Here is a 15180-nt window from a genome sequence, read left to right as displayed (position 1 = left end):
GCCGGCTCAGGCGGTCCGGCGCGTGACCGTGATCGCGAGATCGCGCAGTTGCGCCTTGGCCTGCTCCCCGATGGGAGCGGCGTCCAGGGCGTCGATGGCACGCCGCACGTTGTCGGCGATCATCCGCTCGACCGTGTCCACCGCGCCCGACTCGCGGATGGTCGACTGCAGCATGGAGACCTGCTGCGCACTGAGGTCCGGATCCCCGAGCAGCTCGTCCAGCGTGGCGCGCACGCCCGTGGGGACCGCTTCGCGCGTGAGGGCGACGAGCACCGTGCGCTTGCCCTCGCGCAGATCGTCGCCGCTCGGCTTGCCGGTCACGTCGGCGTCGCCGAAGACCCCGAGCAGGTCGTCGCGGAGCTGGTAGGCGATTCCGAGCGGGAGCCCGAAGGAGCGCAGGGCGTCCAGCTGGCCGACGGTCGCTCCCGCGAGACTGGCCCCGATGAGCAGCGGTGATTCGATGCTGTACTTCGCGGACTTGTAGACGATGACGCGCTCGGCGCGCGCGAGCTGATCCGCGTCCGGACGACCGGCCCAGCCGATCTCCTCGAAGATGTCGAGGTATTGGCCCGCGGTGACGTCGATCCGCATCCGGTTGAATTCCCGGCGTGCGGCTCGGCGCGCCGACGGGCTGACCGCCTGGGTGAGTCCTTCGTCGAAGAGCTCGTCGCTCAGGATGAGCAAGAGGTCGCCCAGGAGCGTCGCCGCGCCGTGGCCGAAGGTCTCGCCCGAGCCCTTCCATCCCTCCTGGCCGTGAAGGCTCTCGAACCGCCGATGGGCGGACGGAGCGCCCCGGCGGGTGTCGGAGTTGTCGATCAGGTCGTCATGGACCAGGGCCGCGGCGTGGAACAGCTCGAGCGCGCTCGCCACCGAGACGACGGCGTCCAGCGGGCCGCCCGTGGTGACCGGCGCGTCGTCGTCGCCGGCCGCCGTGCGCACGGCCTGCCAGCCCCAGAAGCAGAAGAGAGCACGGAACCGTTTACCGCCGCTGAGAAAATCCCTTGAGAAAGCCGCTATCGGAGAGAGCTCGTCCGCGATGGAGACGAGAATAGAGGCACGGACATCGAAGAATCCATCGATTCTTGACTGGATCAGGTCGACGAATCGGATGCTTTCAGACACATGCCTAGCCTAGTCAGAGACGCACGGCTACAATCAGCCACACAGGCTTGAACCCACGAGAAAGAGGGGGAAACGGATGCCGCTTTCGGAGCACGAGCAGCGCCTCCTCGAAGAGATGGAGCGCAGCCTCTATCAGAACGACGCCGATTTCGTCGCCAAGGTCGGCGGCAAGCGGGTGCGACCCGCGTACCGGTCGATCGTCCTCGGTGTGCTGATCGCGGTGGTCGGCATCGGTGTGCTGATCACTGGAGTCTTCGTCCAGCAGCCGGTCGTCGGCATCCTGGGCTTCGTCGTTATGTTCGGCGGGGTGCTCCTCGCCATCGCTCCGGGCAAGCGGGTCGCGATCGACCCCGACGCGCCTGCGGCGCCGACGAGCGCCAAGGCCGGCCGCGCCGGGCAGAGCGGCTTCATGGACAAGCTCAACGACCGCTGGGACAAGCGGCAGGACGGGCAGGGCTGACCCCCTCCCCGTCGCACCACCCCGCTGCCTGAGTGGCAGCACCGGGCCGATCCTCTGGATCGGCCTTTTTTCATGCCCGGTTTCCTCCCTTTGAGTGCATTTTCGCTCCACTTTCCTCCACCACCGAAATCGTTGATTTTCCGCGGGCCAAACACCCCCTTTTGGGCCAATATTCCCAATGTGCGTGATTTTGTGGATGGAAGTGGAGTAAAGTGGAGGTGCACCACGACCTTGGGCCGGAAGAGTGGGGAGGCGTCCGATGTTCCTCGGTACTCACGCCCCCAAACTGGACGAGAAGGGGCGCATCATCCTGCCCGCCAAGTTCCGCGATGAGCTCGAGTCCGGCCTCGTCCTGACCCGCGGCCAGGAGCACTGCGTCTACGTCTTCAGCCAGCGCGAGTTCGAGGCGCTGCACGAGAAGATTCGCCAGGCGCCGGTGACGAGCAAGCAGGCCCGCGACTATCTGCGCGTCTTCCTCTCCGGGGCGAGCGCGGAGATCCCCGACAAGCAGAACCGGGTGACCATCCCGCAGACGCTGCGCTCATACGCGGGACTCGATCGCGACCTGGTCGTGATCGGTGCGGGCAGCCGCGCCGAGATCTGGGACGCCCAGGCGTGGGAGACCTACCTGGCCGAGCAGGAATCCACATTCGCAGAGACCGACGAGGAGGTGATCCCGGGGCTGTTCTAGCGCCTGACGCCGGACTCCCAGCCATACGCCCTGACGCCACTTCCCCGGCGGCAGGTCGGAATGGATGGGGATCCGGAACCAGGGGCACGGACCTCAGAGACCATGGGCGAATCCACGAATCACGACGACATCCACACTCCGGTACTCCTGGAGCGGTGCATCGAGCTGCTCGCGCCGGCCCTCGAGCGCCCCGGCGCGATCTTCGTCGACGCCACGCTCGGCATGGGCGGCCACTCCGCGGGCGTGCTCGAGCGCTTCCCCGAGGCCGTTCTGGTCGGGCTCGACCGCGACCCCGAGGCCCTGGCCATCGCGGGGGAGCGGCTGGAGCGTTTCGGCGACCGCGTGCACCTCGTGCACACGGTGTACGACGGGATCCGCGAGGCGCTGGACGGTCTCGGCATCGGCGAGGCCGACGGCATCCTCTTCGACCTCGGCGTCTCGTCGCTGCAGCTCGACCGTGTCGAGCGCGGCTTCTCGTACTCCAAGGATGCGCCGCTGGACATGCGCATGGACGGCACGAGCGAGCTCACCGCCGAGGTGATCGTGCGGGAGTACTCCGAGGCCGACCTGCGCCGGATCTTCCGCGAATACGGCGAGGAGAAGCTCGCGGCCCGCTACGCGCAGAAGATCGTCGAGGCGCGTTCGCGCGAGCCGCTGGTCCGCTCGGGGCAGCTGGTCGACGTGATCACCAAGGCGACACCGGTCGCGGTGCAGCGGCAGGGCCACCCCGCCAAGCGCGTGTTCCAGGCGCTGCGCATCGAGGTCAACCAGGAGCTCTCGGTGCTCGAGCACGCCATCCCGGCGGCCATCGACGCCCTGCGCGTCGGCGGCCGCATCGTCGTGGAGGCGTACCAGTCGCTCGAGGACCGCATCGTGAAGCGCGAGCTGCAGACCCGATCGGTCTCCAGCGCGCCTCCCGGCCTCCCCGTGGAGCTGCCGGAGCACCGGCCGGAACTGAAACTGCTGATCCGCGGCGCCGAGCTCGCGGACGACGACGAGAAGGCCGCGAACCCGCGGGCGACTCCGGTGCGCCTGCGGGCCGCCGAACGGGTGAGGAGGGCCTCGTGAGCACGAGTCTGGCCGAATCGACCGCGCGACGCCGTCCCGCGGCGGGATGGATCGGGGGCATCCTCCCGGAGTCGACCGAACAGGAGCGCCGAGGACACCTCGAGGTCGTCTCCACCCGGTCCCAGCGACGGGCGCGTCCGCGTGCGCTCTACGCGGTCATCGCCGTCGGGTCGCTGCTCGTCATCGTCGTGGCCCAGCTGCTCCTAAGCATCGCGATCTCACAGGGCGCGTACACCCTGAACGGCCTCCAGACCCAGCAGACGAGCCTCCAACGCTCCCTGCAGGCGGCGTCGGAGGACCTGACCAGGGTCTCCTCGCCGCAGAACCTCGCGGCGAACGCGAATGCGCTCGGCATGGTCAGCAACAGCAACCCGGCCTATCTGCGGCTCTCCGACGGAGCGGTGCTGGGCGCCCCCATCGCCGCGACGGGCGCGGCGGGGACGGTGACGGGGGGACAGGGCAACCTGGTGCCGAACGCACTGCTCTCCGGCGTCGGCCTGGTTAACGCGCAGCAGCCGGCCGCGCCTCCGGCGACGCAAGCTGGGAATTCCGCAAGCACGGGTGCGGCGACCCCGCCCGCAGGCACCCCGACCGTACCGTTGCAGGGAGCGTTGCCCACGCCGGTGACGCACTGACGACGGGACGGACGCACGCATGACCAGCAAGAAGATGTTGCGGCGGCGCACGGCCGTCACGGTGGCGGCCGTCGCGGTCACCGTCGGCATCCTCGGTGCGAAGCTCGTGGACATCCAGGTGGTGCGCGCCGACGCCCTGCAGGCCCAGTCGGTCGACGCCAAGGAGCAGTCGACGACCCTGTACGGCAACCGCGGCGACATCGTCTCCTCCGACGGCACCGTGCTGGCCACGACGATCTACAAGTACTCCGCCCAGGCCTCGCCGGTCGACGCCGTCGCAGGCACCGACGGTCACAAGAAGATGGAGGAGGCCGCGGCCAAGATCGGGGCGATCACCGGACAGGGCGCCGACGCGGTCGTGAAGCTCTTCGACGACGCGCTGGCGGCGAATCCCAAGTCGCAGTACGTGCTGATCAAGTCGGGGATGGACGTCGGCATGTTCGACAAGCTGAACGCGCTGCCCTACCCGTGGCTCGCCTTCACCAAGGTCCAGACCCGCAGCTACCCGAACGGCGCCGTCGCTGGAAACCTGCTCGGCTATGTGACCGACTCGGGCAAGGGCGGCCTCGAGGAGAGCGAGAACGGCTGCCTCGCCGGTCGCAACGGCAAGGAGACCTACCAGCAGGGCGCGGACGGCGTGGCGATCCCCGGCAGCACCGTCGTGCAGACACCCGCCAAGGACGGCGGGACGGTCAAGCTGACGATCGACAGCGACCTCGAGTGGTTCGCCACCCAGACGCTGGCCCAGCAGGTGCAGGCGACCGGATCGAAGTTCGGCTTCGTGACGGTGGCCGAGGCGAAGACGGGCAAGATCAAGGCCGTCGCGCAGTGGCCGGCGGCCGATCCGAACAACCTGGACGCCACGGATCCGTCGTACTGGCGTCTGCTGCCCCTGACCGACCCGTACGAGCCGGGGTCGACGTTCAAGGCGCTCACGGCAGCCATGCTGATCGACCAGGGCAAGGCCAACCCCGGCTCCCAGGTGCTCGCGCCCTACGAGTGGAAGTCCGGCAACGGCGCCGACCTGCACGACTCCGGGTACCACTCCCCGCTCCGGTTGACGCTGACCGGGGTGCTCATGATGTCGTCGAACACCGGGATGTCACAGCTGGGCCGTGCGCTCACCGACGACACCCGCTACGACTACCTGAAGAAGTTCGGCATCGGCGACAGCAGCGGGTTGCCCTACCCCGGCCAGTCGAACGGCGAGTTGCACCCCGTCTCCGAGTGGGACGACCAGACCAAGTACGCGACCATGTTCGGTCAGGGGGTCTCGGCGACGCAGCTGCAGATGGTCGACGCCTACCAGGCGCTGGCGAACGGCGGCACCCGGATCCCGCTGTCGCTGGTCGAGGGCTGCACGGACTCGGACGGCAAGGTGACCGAGGTGCCGTCCCCGAAGGCGACCCAGGTCGTCTCGCCGGAGGCGGCCAGCACCACGCTCGGGATGATGGAGTCGGTGGTCACCAAGGGCGAGCTGGCGAAGCAGCTCCAGATCCCGGGATACCGCGTCGCAGCGAAGACCGGTACGGCCCAGCAGCCGGACGGAAAGGGCGGCTACCTGCCCTCCTACTACGTCTCGGTCATGGGGGTCGCTCCGGTCGACGATCCCCAGTACGTCGTTTCGGTCAACCTCGGATACCCGACTACCATTACTTCGTCGGCAGCCGCCGCTCCGCTGTTCCACACGATCACGAGCCAGGTGCTGAAGACCTACCGGGTGAAGCCCTCGACGTCGAACCCGGCCGACTACCCTCCGTACTACTGAAAGTGAGCCCCGTGACAGGACCGGCGCCCTCCTCCCTGCGCCCCGAGCATCCCGTCGCCCGCCCGCTCGCCCAGCTGGTCGCGGAGTTCGGGTTGGACTGCCGAGGCGATCTCGACGCCGTCGAGGTGACCGGTGCGGCTCTCGCGAGCTCCGCCGTCGAGCCCGGCGACCTCTACGTCGGCGTTCCCGGCAAGAACGTGCACGGCGCGAGCTACGCGACCGCCGCCGCAGAGGCCGGTGCGGTCGCGGTGCTCACCGACGAGGCCGGCGCCGACCTCGCCGCCGCCTCGGGGCTCCCGGTGATCGTCACGCAGGACCCGCGCGCCGCCCTCGGCGCCGTCGCCGGCTGGATCTACCGCACGGACGAGAACCAGGCCACTCTGTTCGGCGTCACCGGGACCAATGGCAAGACCAGCGTGGTCTACCTGCTCTACGCGATCCTGGGTCAGCTCGGCGTCGTCGCCGGGCTCAGCTCGACCGCGGAGCGCCGCATCGGCGAGCAGGCGATCACGAGCAAGCTGACGACCCCGGAGGCCAGCGAGCTGCACGCACTGCTCGCCCGGATGCGCGAGGAGGGCGTCCGAGCTGTCGCCCTCGAGGTCTCCGCTCAGGCGCTCAGTCGGCACCGTGTCGACGGGATCGAGTTCGACGTCGTCGGCTTCACCAACCTCAGCCACGACCACCTCGACGACTACACGGCGATGGACGACTACTTCGAGGCGAAGCTCGAGCTGTTCCAGCCGGACCGCGCCCGCCGCGGGGTCGTCACGGTCGACTCGGAGTGGGGGCGTGCGCTCGTCCAGCAGTCGCGCATCCCGGTCACCACCCTCTCCAGCTCGCCGGGCATCGACGCCGACTGGAGACTGACGGTGCTCGCCGAGACCCTCGCCGACACCGCCTTCGCACTCGAAGGCCCGGAGGGCCGCCGCCTGGAGTCGTCGGTGCCCTTGGTCGGTGCCTACAACGCCGCCAACGCGGCGCTCGCGATCGTCATGCTCGTCGAGTCGGGCTATGACCTCGACGCGATCGGTGCGGCGCTCGAGCGCGACGGCGGCATCGACGCCTACGTGCCCGGCCGGACCGAACGGCTCTCGGGCGACCGCGGTCCCGTCGTCTTCATCGACTACGGGCACACCCCCGACGCGTTCCTGTCCACCCTGACCGCGCTGCGTCGCGTCACGGACGGACGGATCGTGATGGTCTTCGGCGCCGACGGCGACCGCGACACGACCAAGCGGGCCGACATGGGCGCGATCGCCGCCCGGGGCGCCGACGCCGTCGTCATCACCGACTTCCACCCGCGCTGGGAGGACCCGGCGGCGATCCGTGCCGCCCTGCTCGACGGCGCCCGCGCGGCCGTCCCGGACGGCGAGCTCTACGAGGTCCCCGACCCGCGCTCGGCCTTCCGCGCCGCACTCGCCCTCGCCGGCGAGGGCGATGTCGTGCTGTACGCCGGTCCGGGCCACGAGGACTACCAGGAGGTCGCAGGCGAGCGGCTGGCCTACTCCGCCCGCGACGACGCCCGCCTCGCCCTGCGAGAGGCCGGGTGGCTCTGATGATCGCGCTCACCCTCGCCGAGGTCGCCGCGGCGACCCGCGGCACCCTCCTGCTCGACGGCGCCCTGATCGACGGGGCACCCGCGACGCCCGAGACGGTCGTGACCGGGCTGTCGACCACCGACTCGCGGGAGGTCGTGCCCGGCACCCTGTTCTTCGCCAAGCCCGGCGAGTTCACGGACGGGCACCTGTTCGCCCCGCAGGCCGTCGAGGCGGGGGCCGCGCTCGTCGTGGTCGACCACGCGCTCGATCTGCCGGTCCCGCAGCTGCTCGTCGCGGACACCGTGGTCGCCCTCGGCGACCTCGCCACGGAGGTCATCGCGCGCGTGCGCGCGCTCGGTCGGCTGCGGATCGTCGGCGTCACCGGCTCGAACGGCAAGACAACGACCAAGAACCTCCTGCGGGAGATCCTGGAGGGGGTCGGCCCGACGATCGCGCCGCGCGCCTCCTTCAACAACGAGGTCGGCGCGCCGGTCACCATGCTCGAGGTCACCGAGGAGACGCAGTTCCTCGTCGCCGAGATGGGCGCCAGCGGGATCGGCGAGATCGCCCGGCTCGTGCGCATGGCACGCCCCGACATCGGCATCGTCCTCAAGGTCGGCCTCGCCCACGCGGGGGAGTTCGGCGGGATCGAGCAGACCCTCGCGGCGAAGACCGAGATGGTCGCCGACCTGCTCGAGTCCGATGTGGCCGTCCTGAACCTCGACGACCCGCGGGTCGCCTCGATGGCGGACAAGACCGTCGCGCGCGTGCTCTGGTTCGGCCTCGACGACCGCGCCGCCGTGCGTGCGACCGACGTCGTCTCCAGCGCGCGCGGCACGTCGTTCACGCTGCACCTGCCCGACGGCGCCTCGCGCGAGGTGCGGTTCCGCGTGCTCGGCGAGCACCACGTCATGAACGCCCTCGCGGCCGCCGCGGCGGCGCACACCCTCGGCGTCGACATCGACGGCATCGTCGCCGGACTGCAGGCCGTCCAGCGCGCGGAGCGGTGGCGCATGGAGGTCCTGGGCGGTGCCCGCGGCGTCACCGTGATCAACGACGCCTACAACGCGAGCCCCGACTCGATGGCCGCCGCCATCAAGACCCTCGCCCAGATCGCGGAGCCGGGCACGCGCACCGTCGCTGTACTGGGCGAGATGAGCGAGCTCGGGGAGTTCTCGGGGGAGGAGCACGACCGCATCGGCCTGCTCGCCGTCCGGCTCGGCATCGGCCAGCTCGTCGTGGTCGGCCCCGCGGCCCGGCGGATGCACATCACCGCCATCAACGAGGGTTCGTGGGACGGCGAGTCCCTCTACTTCGAGACCCAGGACGCCGCGTACGAGCACCTGGCGGGTGCGCTCCGCGAGGGCGACACCGTGCTCGTGAAGTCCTCGAACTCCGCGGGGCTGCGCTTCCTCGGCGACCGACTGGGAGAATTGTTCTCGTGAGAGCCCTGCTGACCTCCGGTGCGCTGTCGATGGCGTTCTCGCTGTTCCTGACACCCCTGTTCATCCGGCTGTTCCGCCGGCTGCAGTGGGGGCAGTTCATCCGGGACGACGGACCGCAGAGCCACCACGCCAAGCGCGGCACCGCCACCATGGGCGGCATCATCGTCATCCTCGGCACGCTCTTCGGCTACTTCACCGCCCTGCTGCTGACCGGCGACGAGACCAGCGCGTCCGCGCTGCTGGTGCTGCTGCTGATGGTCGGCCTCGGCGTCGTCGGCTTCATCGACGACTTCCTGAAGACGCGGAACGAGCGCAGCCTGGGTCTGACCGGCTGGGCGAAGGTCGGCGGGCAGGTCATCGTCGCGACGGTCTGGGCCTTCCTGGCGATCTCGTTCCCGAACGGCAACGGGGACACCCCGGCGTCGATGAACGTCTCGTTCATCCGCGACCTGCCGATCGACTTCGGGCACCTCACCCAGTTCGGTGCGATCGGCCTGGTGGTGGGCTACGGCCTCTACCTGATCTGGATCAACTTCATCGTCGCCGCCACCTCCAACGGCGTGAACGTCACGGACGGTCTGGACGGTCTGGCGTCGGGAGCCTCGATCCTCGCGATCGGCGCCTACATCATCATCGGTTTCTGGCAGAGCATCCAGTCCTGCACCAACTCCAGCCTGAACCCGGCGAACGTCCCGAAGTGCTACGAGGTCCGAGACCCGTTCGACCTCGCCATCGTGGCGACCGCGATCGTGGGAGCCGTCGTCGGCTTCCTCTGGTGGAACACGTCGCCCGCCCAGATCTTCCTCGGCGACACCGGCTCCCTCGCCCTCGGCGGCGCGGTCGCCGCGCTGGCGATCCTCAGCCACACCGAGCTGCTGCTCGTCCTCATCGGCGGCCTGTTCGTGATCGAGGCGGGCTCGGTGATCGTCCAGCGGGCCTACTTCAAGCTCACCCACGGCAGGCGCATCTTCCTGATGAGCCCGATCCATCATCACTTCGAGCTCAAAGGCTGGGCGGAGGTGACGGTCGTCGTGCGGTTCTGGATCATCGGCGGTCTGCTCGTCGCCGCCGGCGTCGGCTCGTTCTACCTCGAATGGCTCGCCACGTGAGTGCGGGGGAGCGTAGTGCAGGGGAGCGTCTGGCCGGCCTGACCAGTTGGCACGACGATTGGCGAGGACTGCGGGTCGCGGTCTACGGCCTGGGTGTCACCGGCTTCTCCGTGGCCGACACCCTCGCCGAACTGGGTGCGGAGGTGCTCGTCGTCACGGCGTCCGCCGACGCCGAGCGGGCCATGCTGCTCGAGGTGATCGGCGCAGAGCTGCTGGAGCAGACCGACCTGTCGGCACCGCCCGACCGCCTGAGCGCGTTCGATCCCGAGCTCGTCGTCGTGTCGCCGGGATTCCACTGGGATCACCCGCTGCTGGTCTGGGCCGAGGAGCGCGGGACCGCGGTGTGGGGCGACATCGAGCTCGCCTGGCGGTTGCGCGACAAGGTCGCCGGGCCCGGAACCGGGAACACCCCGGCCGACTGGATCTGCGTCACCGGCACGAACGGCAAGACCACGACCGTCCAGCTGACCGCGACGATGCTCCTCGCCGGCGGCAGCCGGGTGGCGCCGTGCGGCAACATCGGCGTGCCCGTGCTCGACGCCATCCGCGACCCCGAGGGCTTCGACGTGCTCGTGGTCGAGCTCTCCAGCTACCAGCTGCACTGGATCAACCGCAACGCCGGCGGCGAGTTGTACCCATATTCTTCCGCCTGCCTCAACATCGCCGACGACCATCTCGACTGGCACGGCTCGCTCGAGGCGTACATCGCCGCCAAAGCGAAGGTCTACGACAACACCCAGGTCGCCTGCGTCTACAACCGCGCCGACGCGACCACGCTCCGGATGGTCGAGGAGGCGGAGGTCGTCGACGGCGCCCGCGCGATCGGCTTCGGACTGGACGTCCCCGGCCCGAGCGGTTTCGGCGTCGTGGACGGCATCCTGTGCGACCGCGCGTTCCTCGAGGACCGGATGACGACCGCGCTCGAGCTCACCACCCTCGACGAGCTGCGGGAGGCCGGACTCGCCGCGCCCCACGTCGTCGCCAACATCCTCGCCGCCAGCGCTCTGGCCCGCTCCTACGGTGTCGAGCCGCAGACCATCCGCGACGTGCTGACCGCGTTCCGGCTCGACGCCCACCGCATCGAGCTGGTGCGCGTGGAGGCGGGGGTGAGCTGGGTCGACGACTCCAAGGCCACGAACCCGCACGCCGCGGACGCGTCCCTGCGCGCGTACCCGTCGGTGGTCTGGGTCATCGGCGGCCTGCTGAAGGGCGTGGACGTCGACGAACTGGTCCGTATGCACGCCTCGCGACTGCGGGGCGCCGTGTTGATCGGCGTCGATCGCGCGCCGTTGCGCGACGCATTCCGGCGACACGCGCCATCGCTTCCGGTGGTGGAGGTCGACGCCGACGAGACTGAACGGGTCATGCCGATGGCAGTCCGTTCGGCCGGCGGTCTCGCCCGTGAGGGCGACACCGTTCTGCTGGCGCCGGCCGCGGCGTCGATGGACCAGTTCGCCGATTATGCGGAACGGGGGCGCCTGTTCCAGGCGGCCGTCAACGAGTACCTGGGAGGTGAGGCGGATGACTTCTCCGCCTCGCGTCCAGAGCAGGACTGACCGGCAGCGGACCGCTCCCCGCGACGACACCGCAGCGGGCGGCTCGCGCCTGAGCGGGCTGACCGCCCGCATCTCGCTCGGCAAGAACGTGACGGCGGAGTCGGCCAACTACTTCCTCCTGCTCGGCGTCACCTTGTTCATGGTGGCCTTCGGGCTCGTGATGGTGCTCTCATCGTCCGCCGTCGAGTCGCACAGCGACAGCGACAACTTCTTCGCGCGGTTCTGGTCGCAGGGCGCGTTCGCGCTGATCGGACTGCCGCTGATGTTCCTGGTCTCCCGGCTGCCGTCGCGGTTCTGGAAGAAGTCGATCTGGTTCCTGCTGGCGGCGGCCTGCTTCCTGCAGGTGCTCGTGCTCCTCACCCCGCTCGGGGTCGAGATCGGCGGCAACCGCAACTGGCTGCGCATCGGGTCGTTCACCGGGCAGCCGTCGGAGGCGATCAAGGTCGCGCTCGTCGTCTGGCTCGGGGTGGTGCTGGCGCGCAAGAAGGATGTGCTGGACCAGTGGAAGCACGTCGCGGTGCCGGTCGTCCCGGTCGCCGGAGGCGCCATCGCGCTGGTGCTGCTCGGCGGCGATCTCGGCACCACCGTCGTGATGGCGGCGATCGTGCTCGGCGCCCTCTTCTACGCCGGGGTGCGGATGCGCTACCTCGTGATCGGCACCGTCGGCATGGGGGCGATCGCGATCGCCGTCGCCCTGTCGAGCGCCAGCCGCGTCGGCCGCATCGCCGCGTACTTCGGCGGCACGAGCGCGGCGAACCCGGACGTCGACTGGCAGATCAAGAACGGCTTCTACGCGCTCGCCTCCGGCGGCGTCTTCGGCGTGGGCCTCGGCAACTCGCACTCGAAATGGTCGTGGCTGCCGGCGGCGGACACCGACTTCATCTTCGCGATCATCGGCGAGGAGCTGGGCCTCATCGGCGCGATCGTCGTGCTCCTGCTCTTCGTGATGCTCGCCGTCGTCTTCCTGCGCATCATCCACGCCTCCACCGATCCGTTCGCGCGCGTGACGACGGCGGCGATCATGGTCTGGCTGATCGGCCAGGCGTTCGTCAACATCGCGGTCGTGCTCGGGGTGATCCCGGTGCTGGGGGTGCCGCTCCCACTGATCTCTGCGGGAGGGACTGCCATGATCAGTTCCATGGTCGCCATCGGAATCGTCCTCTCGTTCGCGCGGGAGTCGAGCAAGGAATCGCACTCGAACACCACCACCGCACGCTCGGCCGGTCCGCGCGCATGACGCGCTACCTGCTGGCCGGCGGAGGGACCGCCGGCCACGTGAACCCGTTGCTCGCCGTCGCCGACCGGCTCCGCCGCGACGACCCCTCGGCAGAGGTGCTGGTGCTCGGGACCAAGGAAGGGCTGGAGGCGCGGCTCGTCCCCGCCCGCGGCTACGAGCTGGCGACCATCCCGAAGCTGCCGTTCCCGCGTCGCCCGAACGCCGCCGCGCTGCGCTTCCCCGGCGAGTACCGCCGCGCCATCCGCACGGTCGGCGGTCTGATCCGCGACCGCGGCATCGACGTGGTGGTCGGCTTCGGCGGGTACGCCGCCGCTCCCGCGTACTCGGCCGCCCGCAAGGCCGGCGTCCCGCTCGTGCTGCACGAGGCGAATGCCCGTCCGGGCCTGGCGAACCGGTTGGGCGCCCGCTACACGCCGTGGGTCGGCGTCGCGTTCGAGGGCACACCGCTGCCGCACGCGACGTTCGTCGGGATGCCGCTGCGCGTGGAGATCGAGGAGCTGGACCGTGCCGCGGCGCGCCCGGCGGCCCTCGCCGAGTTCGGCCTCGTCGACGACCGTCCCACCCTCCTGGTGACCGGCGGCTCGCTGGGCGCCCGCCGCCTCAACGGGACCGTGTCGGCGCGCGCGCGCGAGCTGACCGCGGCGGGCTGGCAGGTGCTGCACATCCAGGGCGGCCGCGGCGAGTTGACCGACCCCGGCGTCGAGCACTATCGCCTGCTCGACTACTGCGACCGGATGGACCTCGCGTTCGCGCTGACCGACGTCGCCGTGGCACGGGCGGGAGCCGCCACGGTGTGCGAGTTCGCCGCTCTCGGCATCCCGGCGGTGTACGTGCCGTTCCCCATCGGCAACGGCGAGCAGCGCTTCAACGCGGCCGGCGTCGTGGACGCCGGGGGAGGAGTGCTGGTGGACGACGCGGCGTTCCTGCCCGCCTGGGTGGACACCGACCTCCTGCCGCTCCTGGCCGACCGCGACCGCGTGGCCCGGATGTCCGCCGCCGCCGCCGCGGCCGGCGTCCGAGACGGCTCCGACCGGATGGCCGCGCTCGTCCGGCGCTCCCTCGAGCGCGACTAGGCCCGTGAGAAGATGGAGGAAGCCGTGATGGAGACCCTCCTCGTGAACCGAAAGCAGTGCGCGTGATCAAGCCCGACCTCACCATGACCATCCCCGACGACCTCGGAGCCCTGCACTTCGTGGGCATCGGCGGGTCCGGGATGAGCGGCATCGCCCGGCTCTTCCTGGAGGCCGGTTACACGGTGACCGGCTCCGACGTGCGCCACTCGGCGAACATCGACACCCTGCGCGCGCTCGGCGCGACGATCGCCGTCGGCCACGACGCCGCGAACGTGGGCGACGCCGACACCCTGGTCGTCACGGGAGCGCTCTGGCAGGACAACCCCGAGTACCAGCTCGCCCTGGAGAAGGGGCTGCCGGTGCTGCACCGGTCGCAGGCGCTCGCCTGGCTGATCAACCGCAAGCGGCTCGTCGCCGTCGCCGGCGCGCACGGCAAGACCACCTCCACCGGCATGATCATCACCGGCCTGCTCGGCCTCGGCGAGGACCCGAGCTTCGTCAACGGAGGCGTGATCGCCTCTCTCGGCAAGAGCTCGCAGTCGGGCAGCGGCGACCTGTTCGTCGTCGAGGCCGACGAGTCGGACGGCACCTTCCTGCTCTACGACACGGCGGTCGCCCTGATCACCAACGTCGACCCCGACCACCTCGATCACTACGGCTCGCTGGAGGCGTTCGAGGAGGCCTTCGTGACGTTCGCTCGCGAGGCGAGCGAGCTCGTGGTGGTGTCGTCGGACGACGCCGGTGCGACGCACGTGACCGGCCGTCTGCGCGCCTCCGCTCCCGACAAGCGCGTGGTGACCTTCGGTCAGGCGGCCGACGCCGACGTGCGCGTGCACTCGATCGTCACCGACGGTCCCGTCTCCTTCCGACTGACTTACGCCGGCCAGGAGTACGCGGCGCAGCTGCGCGTCCCGGGCACGCACAACGCGATCAACGCCGCCGGCGCGTTCGCGGTGCTCACCGGCCTCGGGTTCGACCCCGCCGCCTCCCTCGCCGCGATCGCCGAGTTCGGCGGGACGGAGCGGCGCTTCGAGCTGCACGGCACCGTCGGCGGTGTGAGCGTGTACGACGACTACGCGCACCACCCCACCGAGGTCGCCGCCGCACTGTCGGCCGCGCGGACCGTCGTCGGCTCGGGGCGGATCATCGCGGTGCACCAGCCCCACCTTTACAGCCGCACCCGGCTGTTCGCGAAGGAGTTCGCGGAGACCCTCGAGACCTACGCCGACGAGACCGTCGTGCTCGACGTCTACGGCGCCCGGGAGGACCCGGAGCCGGGCGTCACCGGAGCGCTCGTCGCCGATCGCTTCGACCATCCCGAGCACGTCGCGTTCATCGCCGACTGGCAGGCCGCGGCCGACCATACGGCCGAGATCGCCCGGGAAGGCGACTTCGTCATCACCCTCGGGTGCGGTGACGTCTACCGCATCGTCCCCCAGCTGCTGGACTCGCTCCGCCGCGTCCGCGAGTAGCCGCCC

The 15180-nt window shown here is 70.2% G+C and carries 13 protein-coding genes; 12 read left to right on the top strand and 1 reads right to left on the bottom strand.

Annotation, left to right across the window (positions count from 1 at the left end):
- Positions 1-6: 6 nt before the first annotated feature.
- Positions 7-1122, bottom strand: a complete 1116-nt coding sequence (locus tag U870_RS0112070) for a polyprenyl synthetase family protein (protein WP_025157645.1) — start codon at positions 1120-1122, stop codon at positions 7-9.
- Positions 1123-1198: 76 nt separating this feature from the next.
- On the opposite strand from U870_RS0112070, the gene U870_RS0112065 reads away from it, so the two are divergent.
- From U870_RS0112065 to murC, 12 genes are all read left to right on the top strand, one after another.
- Positions 1199-1582, top strand: coding sequence for a DUF3040 domain-containing protein (locus tag U870_RS0112065; RefSeq protein WP_025157644.1), 384 nt, complete (start codon positions 1199-1201; stop codon positions 1580-1582).
- 259 nt (positions 1583-1841) lie between these two features.
- Positions 1842-2273 carry a division/cell wall cluster transcriptional repressor MraZ gene (mraZ, locus tag U870_RS0112060; protein WP_025157643.1) on the top strand — a complete coding sequence of 144 codons (432 nt, stop codon included), beginning with the start codon at positions 1842-1844 and terminating at the stop codon, positions 2271-2273.
- Positions 2274-2375: 102 nt separating this feature from the next.
- Positions 2376-3341 (top strand): 16S rRNA (cytosine(1402)-N(4))-methyltransferase RsmH, encoded by a 966-nt coding sequence (gene rsmH, locus U870_RS0112055; RefSeq protein WP_025157642.1) that lies wholly within the window; start codon positions 2376-2378, stop codon positions 3339-3341.
- Complete coding sequence (locus U870_RS0112050) at positions 3338-3976, top strand: hypothetical protein (protein ID WP_025157641.1); 639 nt, start codon at positions 3338-3340, stop codon at positions 3974-3976. Before rsmH ends, U870_RS0112050 begins: the two co-directional genes overlap by 4 nt.
- A 19-nt stretch (positions 3977-3995) precedes the next feature.
- On the top strand, positions 3996-5744 hold the full coding sequence (locus tag U870_RS0112045; RefSeq protein WP_025157640.1) for a peptidoglycan D,D-transpeptidase FtsI family protein: 1749 nt from the start codon (positions 3996-3998) through the stop codon (positions 5742-5744).
- Positions 5745-5755: 11 nt separating this feature from the next.
- On the top strand, positions 5756-7300 hold the full coding sequence (locus tag U870_RS0112040; RefSeq protein ID WP_025157639.1) for a Mur ligase family protein: 1545 nt from the start codon (positions 5756-5758) through the stop codon (positions 7298-7300).
- Positions 7300-8727, top strand: coding sequence for a UDP-N-acetylmuramoyl-tripeptide--D-alanyl-D-alanine ligase (locus U870_RS0112035; protein WP_025157638.1), 1428 nt, complete (start codon positions 7300-7302; stop codon positions 8725-8727). The genes U870_RS0112040 and U870_RS0112035 overlap by 1 nt, the downstream gene beginning before the upstream one ends.
- Positions 8724-9836, top strand: coding sequence for a phospho-N-acetylmuramoyl-pentapeptide-transferase (mraY, locus tag U870_RS0112030; protein WP_025157637.1), 1113 nt, complete (start codon positions 8724-8726; stop codon positions 9834-9836). Before U870_RS0112035 ends, mraY begins: the two co-directional genes overlap by 4 nt.
- Positions 9821-11392, top strand: a complete 1572-nt coding sequence (gene murD / locus U870_RS0112025; RefSeq protein WP_029947516.1) for a UDP-N-acetylmuramoyl-L-alanine--D-glutamate ligase — start codon at positions 9821-9823, stop codon at positions 11390-11392. Before mraY ends, murD begins: the two co-directional genes overlap by 16 nt.
- Positions 11358-12629, top strand: a complete 1272-nt coding sequence (gene ftsW / locus U870_RS0112020; RefSeq protein ID WP_025157635.1) for a putative lipid II flippase FtsW — start codon at positions 11358-11360, stop codon at positions 12627-12629. The genes murD and ftsW overlap by 35 nt, the downstream gene beginning before the upstream one ends.
- Positions 12626-13702: a UDP-N-acetylglucosamine--N-acetylmuramyl-(pentapeptide) pyrophosphoryl-undecaprenol N-acetylglucosamine transferase gene (locus U870_RS0112015; protein ID WP_025157634.1), complete on the top strand. Its 1077-nt coding sequence runs from the start codon at positions 12626-12628 to the stop codon at positions 13700-13702. The genes ftsW and U870_RS0112015 overlap by 4 nt, the downstream gene beginning before the upstream one ends.
- 62 nt (positions 13703-13764) lie before the next feature.
- Positions 13765-15174, top strand: coding sequence for a UDP-N-acetylmuramate--L-alanine ligase (gene murC, locus U870_RS0112010; RefSeq protein ID WP_025157633.1), 1410 nt, complete (start codon positions 13765-13767; stop codon positions 15172-15174).
- Positions 15175-15180 lie beyond the last annotated feature (6 nt).

Origin of the sequence: Leifsonia aquatica H1aii, from assembly GCF_000633535.1 — a bacterium.
GTDB classification, from domain to species: domain Bacteria; phylum Actinomycetota; class Actinomycetes; order Actinomycetales; family Microbacteriaceae; genus Leifsonia; species Leifsonia aquatica_A.
Note: the sequence above shows the minus strand (reverse complement) of the source record. Positions and strands in the feature narration are given on the sequence as shown.

Bases quoted from the DNA above. Each gene is read 5' to 3' on its own strand.
- ftsW (WP_025157635.1), top strand. From the start codon at position 11,358: ATGACTTCTCCGCCTCGCGTCCAGAGCAGGACTGACCGGCAGCGGACC.
- U870_RS0112045 (WP_025157640.1), top strand. From the start codon at position 3,996: ATGACCAGCAAGAAGATGTTGCGGCGGCGCACGGCCGTCACGGTGGCG.
- U870_RS0112015 (WP_025157634.1), top strand. From the start codon at position 12,626: ATGACGCGCTACCTGCTGGCCGGCGGAGGGACCGCCGGCCACGTGAAC.
- U870_RS0112035 (WP_025157638.1), top strand. From the start codon at position 7,300: ATGATCGCGCTCACCCTCGCCGAGGTCGCCGCGGCGACCCGCGGCACC.
- rsmH (WP_025157642.1), top strand. From the start codon at position 2,376: ATGGGCGAATCCACGAATCACGACGACATCCACACTCCGGTACTCCTG.
- U870_RS0112065 (WP_025157644.1), top strand. From the start codon at position 1,199: ATGCCGCTTTCGGAGCACGAGCAGCGCCTCCTCGAAGAGATGGAGCGC.
- mraZ (WP_025157643.1), top strand. From the start codon at position 1,842: ATGTTCCTCGGTACTCACGCCCCCAAACTGGACGAGAAGGGGCGCATC.
- murD (WP_029947516.1), top strand. From the start codon at position 9,821: ATGGCTCGCCACGTGAGTGCGGGGGAGCGTAGTGCAGGGGAGCGTCTG.